The organism is Occallatibacter sp., from assembly GCF_049802275.1.
Classification (GTDB): domain Bacteria; phylum Acidobacteriota; class Terriglobia; order Terriglobales; family Acidobacteriaceae; genus Telmatobacter.
This window is the reverse complement of the sequence record NZ_JBARMD010000320.1, coordinates 1-11864: the sequence shown is the minus strand read 5'-3', so window position 1 is coordinate 11864 and position 11864 is coordinate 1. Positions and strand designations below refer to the sequence as shown.

At 57.4% G+C, this 11864-nt stretch carries 10 protein-coding genes; 6 read left to right on the top strand and 4 right to left on the bottom strand.

What is annotated here, in order from left to right; all coding sequences use genetic code 11:
• The first annotated feature begins 270 nt into the window (after window positions 1–270).
• Complete coding sequence (kduI, locus tag WA354_RS11130) at window positions 271–1101, top strand: 5-dehydro-4-deoxy-D-glucuronate isomerase (protein ID WP_472813083.1); 831 nt, start codon at window positions 271–273, stop codon at window positions 1099–1101.
• A 132-nt stretch (window positions 1102–1233) separates the two neighbouring features.
• The gene (locus WA354_RS11125; RefSeq protein ID WP_472813082.1) at window positions 1234–3753 is read left to right on the top strand and encodes a zinc-dependent metalloprotease; all 2520 of its coding nucleotides are present in this window, start codon (window positions 1234–1236) and stop codon (window positions 3751–3753) included.
• A gap of 178 nt (window positions 3754–3931) precedes the next feature.
• On the opposite strand, the gene WA354_RS11120 is transcribed toward WA354_RS11125, so the two are convergent.
• Window positions 3932–4147, bottom strand: coding sequence for a hypothetical protein (locus WA354_RS11120; protein ID WP_472813081.1), 216 nt, complete (start codon window positions 4145–4147; stop codon window positions 3932–3934).
• Between the two features lie 352 nt (window positions 4148–4499).
• Here WA354_RS11120 and WA354_RS11115 point away from each other — a divergent pair, with 352 nt between their 5' ends.
• From WA354_RS11115 to WA354_RS11100, 4 genes are read left to right on the top strand one after another with little or no spacing between them, the layout of a single operon-like run.
• On the top strand, window positions 4500–5633 hold the full coding sequence (locus WA354_RS11115; protein ID WP_472813080.1) for an ABC transporter permease: 1134 nt from the start codon (window positions 4500–4502) through the stop codon (window positions 5631–5633).
• Complete coding sequence (locus WA354_RS11110) at window positions 5626–6291, top strand: ABC transporter ATP-binding protein (protein WP_472813079.1); 666 nt, start codon at window positions 5626–5628, stop codon at window positions 6289–6291. Before WA354_RS11115 ends, WA354_RS11110 begins: the two co-directional genes overlap by 8 nt.
• The gene (locus WA354_RS11105) at window positions 6288–7046 is read left to right on the top strand and encodes an outer membrane lipoprotein-sorting protein (RefSeq protein WP_472813078.1); all 759 of its coding nucleotides are present in this window, start codon (window positions 6288–6290) and stop codon (window positions 7044–7046) included. The genes WA354_RS11110 and WA354_RS11105 overlap by 4 nt, the downstream gene beginning before the upstream one ends.
• Before the next feature lie 8 nt (window positions 7047–7054).
• Window positions 7055–8083 carry an alpha/beta fold hydrolase gene (locus WA354_RS11100; protein WP_472813077.1) on the top strand — a complete coding sequence of 343 codons (1029 nt, stop codon included), beginning with the start codon at window positions 7055–7057 and terminating at the stop codon, window positions 8081–8083.
• A 25-nt stretch (window positions 8084–8108) separates the two neighbouring features.
• Here the strand turns inward: WA354_RS11100 and WA354_RS11095 are convergent, their stop codons facing one another.
• The 3 genes from WA354_RS11095 to WA354_RS11085 all read right to left on the bottom strand — a co-directional run bounded on the left by WA354_RS11095 (window position 8109) and on the right by WA354_RS11085 (window position 11618).
• The gene (locus WA354_RS11095; protein ID WP_472813076.1) at window positions 8109–9710 is read right to left on the bottom strand and encodes a class I adenylate-forming enzyme family protein; all 1602 of its coding nucleotides are present in this window, start codon (window positions 9708–9710) and stop codon (window positions 8109–8111) included.
• Window positions 9707–10813, bottom strand: coding sequence for an SDR family oxidoreductase (locus WA354_RS11090; RefSeq protein WP_472813075.1), 1107 nt, complete (start codon window positions 10811–10813; stop codon window positions 9707–9709). Before WA354_RS11090 ends, WA354_RS11095 begins: the two co-directional genes overlap by 4 nt.
• Before the next feature lie 190 nt (window positions 10814–11003).
• The gene (locus WA354_RS11085; RefSeq protein WP_472813074.1) at window positions 11004–11618 is read right to left on the bottom strand and encodes a lipid-binding SYLF domain-containing protein; all 615 of its coding nucleotides are present in this window, start codon (window positions 11616–11618) and stop codon (window positions 11004–11006) included.
• Window positions 11619–11864: the final 246 nt, after the last annotated feature.

The window sequence follows — 11864 nt, the reverse complement described above, 5'->3', positions numbered from 1 at the left end:
GTGTAAGTGCTCATCACGAGCTTCGCACCTCGTTCGTGCAATCCGGCTTTCCTCATTTCATCGAAATGAGCCTGTTTCTATCCCACAGATAGATACCCGGCGATCATGGACGCTATGCAGCAGCCGGCACCAGAAACTGCGAACCTCTTTCAATCCCGCTGGCCGGAACGAAGCATAAACTATTCTGATGGAGCTCAATGCACCCTGTGATAGACCGGAAGTGCGAGTTTCCGGAACTATGCGGATTCCTCGCTTGAGTCGTGCAATCCCATGAAGACACTTTTGATCTCGGACCCCGTTCGCTATCCACGCATGACGACTCAAGAGCTCCGTGAGTCATTTCTCATTGGCGGCCTTTCGCGCCCCGGAGAGATTCACCTCACCTACGTTGACCTGGACAGGGCGGTGATTGGGATCGCCACTCCATCGGATCGGCCAATTGCCTTGGAAAGCAGCCCCGAGCTGAGGGCTGCATTCTTCACGGAACGGCGTGAGCTTGGGGCGCTGAATATCGGTGGCGAGGGCATGGTTCATGTCGGGAACTCTTCCTATCCGCTCCAGAACCTCGACTTGATCTACATAGGGCGCAACAATCCCGAGATTCGCTTCGAATCGAGGTCAAAGGACACACCGGCCGTTTTCTACCTGCTCAGCTATCCAGCTCACGCGGCCTACCCCGTAGCGGTTGTCAAAAAAGAGTGCGCACAGCCGACAGACGTGGGAAGCGCGGCCCAATGCAATCGCAGAACGATTTACAAATATATTCATGCGGCTGGCGCAAAGAGCTGCCAGCTCGTGATGGGGGTAACTCATCTGCACGAGGGCAGCACCTGGAATACGATGCCTGCTCATACGCATATGCGCCGTTCTGAGGTTTACTTTTACTTCGATGTCGCCGAGAGCGCGCGTGTGTTTCATTTAATGGGTCCGCCGCAAGAGACGCGGCACATCGTCATTGCCGATCGCGAAATTGTTGTTTCACCCGGGTGGTCAATTCACGCCGGCGTAGGGACCCAGGCTTACAAGTTCTGCTGGGGTATGGGCGGTGAGAATCAGGATTACGCGGATATGGACCCGGTGAATCTCGCAGATATGCGCTAGGCGAATTCAACGGTTCTTTCTGAATGACTCCGCCCGCGATCATCGGGGCTTCCTCAACTATGGCCGTAGCTGTTCTTTTTCATTTGGTCTGAAATCTCACCGGCGCCACGCCGACCCGTGATAGAAGGAGACATGCTCAAAATTCCCTTCCTCGTCCTGCTTCTCTCTCCCCTTCTTACGTTTGCGCAAGGTGCGAAGCCCGCAGCGGCGGCCAGTGAGCCGCCGGCTCCACAAACCATTCACGAGAAGACAGCCGGGATGAAACACCTCGCTGGCCTGATCCCACTTGATTGGGATGCGAAGACGGGGAAGCTCTATCTCGAGATTGGCCCTCTGGGGACGGATGGTAGAAGTTCCCAATTCATCTACGCCACTTCGTTGCCGTTCGGCACGGGCTCGAATGATCTAGGGCTTGATCGTGGACAAGTGACGGAAGGTCGCATTGTTCGCTTTGAACGCAGCGGACCGAAGGTGCTGCTGGTTCAGCCAAATCTCGCGTTTCGTTCGTCGAGCAACGATGCGGATGAACAGTTGGCGGTTACCCAGTCATTTGCGCAGTCGGTGCTGTGGGGATTCACGGTTGCCGCCGAGTCAGCAGATGGCGCCGTACTGGTCGACGCTACGGATTTCTTTTTGCATGATGGGCATGGTGTCGCCGACAGGCTGACGAATCTGAAGCAAGGCGCCTATCACGTTGATGCGTCCCGGTCTGCGATTGCACTGGACGATACGAAGACCTTCCCAAAGAACACTGAAGTCGAGGCTGAACTCACATTCACGACGGATGCTCCTCCGAAGGGAGAGTTTGTCGCCGACGTTACGCCAGACCCGCACGCGATGACGATTCGCGAGCGAACATCGTTTCTCGAATTGCCGCCGCCCGGCTTTGTGCCGCGTCGATTTAATCCGCGTGCCGGATATTTTCCAACCGGTTATCGCGATTACACAGTTCCGCTAGGCGAGCCGCTCGATCAGCTTTTCATCATTCGCCATCGCCTGATCAAGCAGGATCCCAATTGTGTGGATGACTGCAAGCCCGTTGCTCCAATCCAGTACTACGTGGATCGTGGCGCTCCTGAACCAGTTCGTACGGCGCTTATTGAAGGTGCGCGCTGGTGGGACCAGGCGTTTCACGCAGCGGGGTGGGCGAAGGGAACCTTTCGTGTGGACCTGCTTCCAGAGGGCGCAGACCCGATGGATGCTCGCTACAACATCATTCAGTGGGTGCATCGCTATACCCGCGGCTGGAGTTACGGCGCAGCCATCGCAGATCCACGCACAGGCGAGATTATCAAGGGCAATGTGACGCTGGGCTCGTTGCGCGCCCGCCAGGACTACCTGATTGCGGAAGCGCTGCTGTCGCCCTATGGAGGCTCGGCTTCAGGCGCCGCTGGGAAATCCGCTGACAATCCGATGCTGCAGATGGTGCTGGCGCGCATTCGGCAATTGGCGGCACACGAAACCGGGCATACCCTCGGGCTCGCACACAACTTTGCGGCATCCACGGTAACCCAGGGCGACAGCGTGATGGACTACCCACATCCATACATCACGCTGGACAGCAATGGCCATGTGGATGTGTCGCACGCATACGCAACCGGCATCGGCGATTGGGACAAGGTAGCCATCAACTATGGCTATCGCGAGTTCGGCTCGCACACGACAGCCGACGAGCAGAAGTCTGCGCTCGACAAGATTCTGAGTGACTCCGACCACGCCGGCCAGCTTTTCATCACCGACGAAGACGCGCGACCGTTCGGTTCAGCGCATCCGCGGGCGCATTTGTGGGATAACGGCAGCGATCCCGCAGCAGAATTGGATCGTGTTCTTGCCGTGCGCGCAGCGGCACTAAAGAGTTTCGGAGAAAACGCGATCAGGCCGGGAACACCAATGTCGCAGTTGGAACAAACGCTCGTCCCGTTGTACCTGTTTCACCGCTATCAGACAGAAGCTGCGATCAAGGAGATCAGCGGGCTCGACTATCGCTACAACCTGCGCGGAGACGGTCTCGCAAATCCCACGGTGCTCGATCCTGCGCAGCAAAAGAAGGCGATTGACGCTGTTCTAAAAACGCTGACGCCCGAAACGTTGACGCTACCGGAATCGATTCTTCGGCTGTTGCCGCCTGTTCCTCCTGGCTATCCACGTACGCGCGAGTCGTTCCCCTCGCATACCGGACTGACCTTCGACCCGATCGCTGCCGCCGAATCGGCCGCGGACCTGACTCTCACCGTCCTGCTCGACCCTGCCCGCGCAAGCCGAATCGTTGAGTACCACATGCGCGTTCCGGCTTCGCCGTCGCTGCGAGGCATGCTCGAGTCGATTTCGTCCACCGTTGCCGAGCGGCCGGAAGCGGGACACAGCATGTCTTCGGAGGTGGAGCGCGCGGTAGAGTTTCGCGCGGTAGAAGCGATGCTGGCACTGGCCCTCAATCCGGCCGCTTCAAGCCAGGCGCGCGCCATCGCGCAATGGCATATTCGCGATCTTCTCAAGCAGTGGACCTCGACTCCGGCACCGCAGGATTCGGCCGAGGCAATCCATCGCGCCGCGCTGATCGATCGAATTCAGAGATTCGAGAGCGACCCAAACAAGTTCGTTCCCGCGAAGCCCATCGAAGCTCCTCCGGGCATGCCGATCGGAGATGACGATTGATCTGCTCGCCAAACGGCGAGAATCCTGGATTTTTGTTTTGCCGGCAGCCACTTGAGGGCTTTCGGAAATCCGCAGGCGATAGTTAAAGAGGAAAGCGGATGCATGCCGTGGTGGCCCCACGGGCTTGTCCGTTCCCAAAGTTCCGCGACAAGTGACTAAGCCGCGAACCCTCTCCGCTCTAAGCTGAGATCTTCGCTTCTGCGCCGGGGAAACGAACGGGAGCGGCAGGCCGGCCAGAGAGCGCAGCTTCAGCCTCGCTGATTCGACGAAGGAGAATATTGCGCAGCTTGCTGGCGGCTTCGCTGTCCAGGCCAAGGTGTGAGTATTCCTCCATCACTCCCAGGGCATATCGGAGCTCGGTCACAAGGTCAGGATTCGGTGCGGAGTACATCATGCAACGATTGTACTCCCCGGCCCTCGATCCGCTTTATCGGTTTTCCACGGGGCAAATGGCCGCCTGCACCTTCGCTCTAGCGCGATATTTAGTTAATTCAAGAGACTTCAGGCCTTCCTTCAATTGCCCCAGTACGTTGCAGACTGAAGCTGCCGGTATAGACTTGTCGGTTCGCGTGCTTCCCGAACGACGAAAAACTCATCCCTCCGTCATCTTCCTGTCATCTCGGCAATCCGCAGGTATCGGAATTCCTACGAAATCCGAAATGTTTGATGGACACGCCAGTCAGTGCTGGATAAACTGGCGGAGCCCGTCCATCAAATCTAAAACTGCGAGGATCCTCAGCAGATTCATGGCTTCTCAATTGACGCTAACGGGCTTCGTATGGAAGAACCTGTTGCGTCGGCGCCTGAGAACTCTGCTGACTCTCTTCGGCATTGGGATGGCAATTGGAGCCTTTGTGGGCCTGGTTGGCTTTTCAAACGCATTTGAGCGCGCCTGGCTACAGATCTACTCAAGCAGCGGCACCGACATCGCAGTGATCCAGCAGACCTTTTTGAACACTTCGTTGGATGAATCGGCGGGACAGAAGTTGAAGGCGCTCCCCGAAGTTGAGCAGGTCGCGCCCATGATTTACAACGTCATGGATCTGACGCCTGATGTCAACGCGCTGGTTTACGGATGGAAAGCGGGGTCCTACGAATTCCGGTCCCTGCAATTGCTTTCGGGAAAGCCATTTCAAGATGGTCACCGCGAAGTGATGCTGGGCGACCTGTTGGCGGAAAACTTGAACAAGAAGCCAGGCGACACGCTGGAGATTCAAGGTTCTCCGTTCACAGTGACCGCGATCTACCATGGCGGGTCCGCGCTTGAGGCCGGCGCGGTCATCATGCCGCTCGATCAGTTGCAGCAGCTCAGCAGTCTACAGGGCAGGGTTTCCACCATTCACGTGCGCTTGCGCCCCGTACCAGCGGGAGAACCGCCTGATCAATATCTGAAACACGCACAAGCTCAGATTGAAGCTCTTCTTCCCGGATCACGCGCTGTTCCTGCGGCGGAACGTGCCAGCAACAATCAATTCGTGCGGCTGGCACGCGCTTCTGCCTGGGGCACCTCTTCCATAGCCGTACTGATCGGGATTCTGGGGATTGCCAACACCATGGCCATGTCGGTGTTTGAGCGAACTCGCGAAATCGGAGTCTTGCGCGCGCTGGGGTGGAAGAAGAAGAAAGTCCTGATGCTCATCCAGCTAGAAGCAGTTGTGCTCGGCCTCGGAGGTGGAATTCTTGGAATCGCCTTCGGTTGGTGTGCCCTGCGATTGCTGGCTCTTCTGCCGCAGACCGCAAGTGTTGTCTCGACGTCTTTTTCGCTGCCACTCTTGGCTGAGGCACTCGGCATTGCGGTTTTAGCAGGCTTGATCGCGGGCGCGGTTCCAGCGTGGCGAGGCGCACGCCTTTCTCCTGTGGAGGCACTGCGACATGACTAATCCCAGCCTCGAAGTGCGCAATCTGCGCATGAATTATGACGAAGGACGCGTCGAGGCTTTGCGCGGCATAGATCTCTCGATCGCCGTCGGAGAGTACCTGGCCATCACCGGACCGAGCGGCAGTGGCAAGTCAACGCTACTCCACCTGCTTGGCGGACTGGACACTCCGACTGGCGGCGAAGTTCTCTTCAAAAACTCCAAACTCGGCGCTGAGATCGACCTTGATACTTACAGGTCTCAGCACGTTGGATTCATCTTTCAGGCATTTCACCTGATGCCTACGCTGCGCAGTATCGAGAACGTGCAACTGCCGATGCTCGGATCGAATCAACGAGGATTTAACCGCGCACACCGTGCTCATGCGTTGCTAAAGGAAATGGGCCTCGCACATCGGTCGGAGCATTATCCCAACCAGCTCTCAGCCGGAGAGCGGCAGCGTGTGGCGATTGCCCGTGCTCTCGCCAATGAACCGGAAATATTGCTGGCCGATGAGCCAACTGGAAATCTCGACAGCGTGAATTCGGCGCGAATCATGGAGATTCTTACAGGCATCCAGAAGCAGCGCGGGATGACGCTGATCGTCGTGACCCACGAAAACGAAATTGCGCACGCGGCCGCCCGGCAGATCCGCATACGCGATGGAAAGGTCGAAGCATGACCTTGAGGGCTCTCACGCTGGCCGCGACGATGCTGGTGCCGATCATTGCATTGGCCTCGGATGTTCCCGCACCTCTGGCATTGGCAAGAAAGCAAGTAGAGTCCGCTGACTATCGCATGGTCGGACACCTGGTGCGCGTCGACGAAAAGGGGACACGCACCAGCTATGGGGTCGACATCAAGGCGCATTGGTTTCCCGGTATGCTCCGCGTGCTGTTCGAAGTTGGGTCTCCAGCCGACGCACGCATTCATGTGTTGCTTGAAATGCGGCCGGGAGGCGAAAGCACGATTCAGATTGCCCATCCGGGAGACGCGAGAACCGCCGTCTTGCCTTTTGAAAAATGGAGCGACGGTCCGCTTGGCCCGGGATTCAGCTACGAGGACTTCCTGGATGCTCCTTATTTCTGGTCATCGCAGGTGGCGCAAGGGAGCACGAAGTTCGGCGCGCACAATTGCGAATTGATTGTAAGCAAGCCGGGCGAGTCCGAAAAAACGCACTACACCGAAGTAAAAAGCTGTCTCGATACTGCGAGCGGCTTTCCGGTGCACGTGGAAAAGACGATGAAAGAAACCGGTATGGTGAAGGAGTTCACATACTTTGGTCTGCACCAGAGGCAAGGCACCTGGTATGCAAACCAGGTGGAAGCGAAGATACGTGGCCACTCTGGATCAACCCTCCTCATTATCGATCGCGGCAGTGCAAAGGCGCACCTTGACGTTAAGGATTTCAGTTCCGCACAAATTACGCACTTCTAGGATGGCGTATGTATTACTTTCTCTCGATCACCGGATTGGCAGGAGCCCTGGTCGCGGCTGGGTTTCTTTATCAATGGTTCGGTTCACGGTACGACCGAAAGCGCTTCACGAGTGCCGGCAGGTTTCTCGAGATCGGCAATGGACAGCGGCTCTACCTGCTCGAGAAAGGATCCGGCGAAGCAACCGTGCTGTTTGAATCGGGGATTGCCGCCACCAATCTCAACTGGTTCCACATCCAGGAGAAGGTTTCGTTGTTCGCCAGCACCGCCTCTTACGATCGAGGTGGACTAGGCTGGAGCAGCCCATGCCGGACCGCGCGGACGCCGACCAATATCGTGGTCGAATTGCACGAATTGCTTAATGAAGCCGGTATCAAGCCGCCTTACGTGCTGGTAGGGCACTCCTTTGGCGGGCTGGTGATGCGGAAGTTTGCGATCTTGTACCCCCAGGAAGTCTCCAGCATCATCCTTGTCGATCCGATGCGCTGCGAAGAATGGCCGCCGCTGAATCCGCAAAAGCAAGCGGAGATTGACCGTGGCAAAAGACTGTCTGGATACGCAATTCCGATTGCCCGGTTGGGACTCGCTCGACTTGCGGTCACTTCCCTATTTTGCCGGTCGGGGCTGCTCGCGGAACGGCTCGCCTGTGCAGCAGGCGATGGCGGAAAGCACGTTTTGGGGCGCGTCAGGGGCGAGGTAAGCAAGATGCCGCCCGAAGTTTGGCCTATCGTGGCCGCGCACTGGTCGCGCCCCTCCTACTACGCTGGCATGCGAAGCCATGTCGAAGCCGTGCCGGAGACTGTGCGAGAGATGCAGAATGCGGCGCCGATCGAGGGAATCCCGGTCCTGTTGCTCACGCCCGGAAAATCATCGCCGCTCTCGGAAGATTGCCTCAAGCGAATCGGCGACAACGTCCATCAGGTCATCGCCTCCGCCAGCGCGCATTGGATTCACCTTGACGAACCTCAATTGCTGATCGACTCTATCCAGCAGATGATTACGGCCGCTTCTTCGCAGGAAGTTGTTGCGCTGGGCTGAGCATCGACAAGGGCAACGCAGGTGGTCATTTAACCTCGTGTAAAAACCGCTCCCGAAGCGCCTGCCTGAGCACCTTGCCATTTTGATTCTGCGGTAAGTCGCCTGGCTCGATAATCCAAATATGGCGCGGTGCTTTGTATGCCGCGAGATTTCGCCGGCACCACTCAAGCAACTCGGGTTCCCCAGTCTTCGCTCCTGGCTGCAATTCGACCACTGCAACCGGAATCTCGCCCTTCTCCTTATGGGGCAGTCCGAATCCTACAGCGCGGGCTACCCCGGGATGTGTGAGCATCGCCTCTTCCAATTCGCGAACATACACCGAGTATCCGCCCGACTTGATCACATCTTTCATACGCCCGACGAGCCGGATCATGCCAAGCCGATTTCTTATCGCCAGGTCACCCGTCCGCAACCAGCCGTCGTTGGATATCAAACCGTGGTTATCGCCTGCGTCCCTCCAATAGTGCGGGTCAAGACCCCTACGCCGAATCTGGCACTCGCCTGCAATGCCCACGCGTGTCGGCATCCCGTTTTCGTCAACGATGCGAATGTGGAAAGGAGGAACAGGAAAATACAGATCTCCGCTTCCGGGCAAGAGAGACAACTCGATGCCCATCATGGCGAGACCTCCAAGTTCGACCATGCCGTATCCAGTCAGCAGAACCGGCGGTACGCGCCTTCCGCCAGGCAACCGGAACAGTGCTCCGAACTGCCGCAGGCGCAGCCGAATCTCTGAGGGTAAATGATCGCTGGCCGATAGCCAGACGCGCACGCTCTTCAGTCGTGCAGCCTGTGGCTCGCTATTCACCAGGCGGGCAAACATCGCAGGCACGCCAACAAACGCCGTGATGCCGAACCGCTCAACGAGTTCCACTGCGCTATCCACGTCAAAGTGATCCAGGAAGCAGCCTCGAACGCCCACCATTAGGCCGTAAAGAACGATGCTCACAGCCATGATGTGCGACCAGGGCAGCGCGATGAGCGCAAGGTCCCGAGGTCCCAGAAAGAGTCCAGCGAGCACAGTTGATGAGCGCGCCCCCAGAAGTGCGTTGCTGGAAAGCGCCGCACCTTTCGGAAATCCACTGGTGCCGGACGTATGAAAGACAGCTACGGTGTTAGAAGGATCGATCGCGGTCGGCGCGAATACCTTCCCCGTCTCGCCGGCCCGGACGAAACCATCAAGCGTCTCCGCTTCATCGTCTGCCTGTATCCAGGTCTTCACTTTCAGCGCATCCCGATTTACGATGTTGCGATCGAAGACCGCTTTGTCGGTAACGAGAATGTCGGTTCCACTCTCATCCAGAATGCGGCGCACCTCCGCGAGCGACAAAAGCGGGTTCAGCGGAACTGCGATACCGCCGGCGCGGATGATGGCGAGAAACCAATGAAAGCATTCCCGGTTGTTTGTACGGTAAATCGCGACAGGTTGGCCCGGGCGAAGTTCAATCGAACGGCGAAGAAAGGCATCGATTGCGCAGACTCTGGCATGCAGATCCTTCAGGTGAAAGCTTCCGTCGTTTCCAACTGAAACTTCGCAATTCCCCCTCCGTTGCAGTAATTCGTCAACCAGATTGGCGACTGTGACGTTTTGGTCTCGAGAGAGTTGAATGCGGCGGAAAACATTCATTGAATAGAAACCTGCTTGCGGCCCCAGTCGCTTTCCACACAATAATGGAACAAGCGGTCGAGGTAGTCCAGCACCGGAGGCGGGCACAGCCCGGCGGGCGCCAGTAAGTGCTCGGCATTACTGGTGTCAAACTGCATCCGCATGGTGAAGTAATCTCGATAGGCGCGCCCATCGCGGAGTACGCGGCGTTTGCGCCCCCATAAAGACAAAAACAACAAGGGCCTGATGGCGGCGAAGAATAATTTGGGATCGACGTACCTCGCCTCAGGTGCATCAAAGAACTCCGCGGCACGGGTGGCGATCTGCTGGATGGTAGCGCTTCCGTGGGGTCCGGCACACAAATGAACGGTCCTTCCGAACGCGGATTCATCGAGGGCGAGGCGCACGACCGCGCTGGCGACAAAATCGACGGGCACGATATCGAGCACGGCATCGGGAAAACCCGGCACAGTGCGCCAGAGACGTCGCGCATAGATCTTCAGGGGCCAATACATCATTTTGAAACTTGAGGTCACGCCCGTGCGGGAATCCCCCACGATGATGCTTGGGCGCAGGACTACGCCGGGTATCGAACCCAGGCGAGACTGCACCAATGTCTCAGCCTCTGCTTTGGTCTGTTCATAGGTGTTGCGATAGCTTTGTCCCACCGCCAGTTCGCTTTCGCGAATAAGCCCAGTCCTCTCACCCGCTACGTACGCCGTTCCGACATAGGCAAAGCTCCGGAGCTGACGCGCCGTGGCGGCGAAGTCCAGTACCCGTCGCGTCCCTTCGACGTTAATGCGGCGTGCCTCGTCAAGCGAGTGATCGAATCGTACCGTCGCGGCGGAGTGAATCACCCGCGTGGTTTCAGCAGAAAGACGGTCATAGGTGGCGGCATCGAGCCCGCAATTCGGAAGACTGACATCTCCGGAATAGACTTGAACCCGCGATCGCTGGGAAGGTGGAACGATCGAGTCGGCGCGCTGCTGACTTGATTGATCGGCCCTGTCCCGGATAAGGAGTGCAAGCGTGGCGGCCGGGTAGCGATCCAGCAGCTTGTGCACCACCTGCACCCCGAGAAAACCGGTCGCGCCAGTAATCAGGATGAGCTCTTCGCCATTCATTCTGGAGACCAACCCTCAGTGCTCGAGCGACTTTGAAGGCCGGTGAACGATGACCTTTAGGATGCACTGCCTATCGAGGAAAGTAATGCGCAATTATAGCCTGCCGGACCTGCGCTCAATCGAAGGGCAGGTCCTTCAGGTCGCATTGGATCGAAAGGGGTGGATGGGCTCGCCACCAACTGTTCGAGAGCTATTTCCCTTTGGCGAGGTTCTTTGGGGACGTTCTCTGCAGATCTGAAATCAGGCTCGCAGCGGACGGGGGTGCGTGTACGCTTCCTGCAAAAATCTCCTGCGCAGAGATTTTCTTCCCATAGAGTTTCTCGTTGTCGCCGTCATCGGGCCCCAACGATGTCCCGGAAAGAGAAACACCGGCGAAGACGCCTTGTGCGCGGGAGTAGGAAAGCATCTGGGCCTGCATGGTGGCGGTCGTTGAGGCTTCGGCATTCCGTCCCACAGGACCGGCCGCGATACTGGTTTCTGCACCTAATTTGGCTCTTCCCTTCATCACCGAGCGTGCACCGTCATCATTCATCACCAAAATCACAAAGTCGGTCGCCTGCCCGCCAGCCTGCAAGCCAAAGCTTCCACCGCTGGACTGCATCATGATGGGTGCGCCCCAGTGACCGTTAAAATTCGCGCCGCTCCGACAGACCATCACACCTTTGCCATATTGGGCCCCGACGATAAACCCCGCCTTCTTGACCGAGGGCAGAATGACGACGCAGTCTGCCTTGTTCAGCACGTTGATCGGAAGTCCACTTTCGGCATTTGAGAGATCCTTAAATACCTGGGCGGCTCGGGTCACTCTCTCGCTTGGTTCATCAGCTCGGGCGAGAAGAGGCATCAAGCACAGTCCTGCGACCAAAAAGCAGGGCATCCAATTCGAGTTCAGCCGATTTCGAGTCTTCAATTCAAGCACGTCAATCTCCTTGTGTGTGGTTTTGTTGGTGAATGGCAAACTCGCCTCGCGTCCGTAAGCGATATCGTGGGCAACAAATTACAGGAGCGTGAAGATATCGTTCGACGAAGATATCCGATCGTTGCTCAGCAG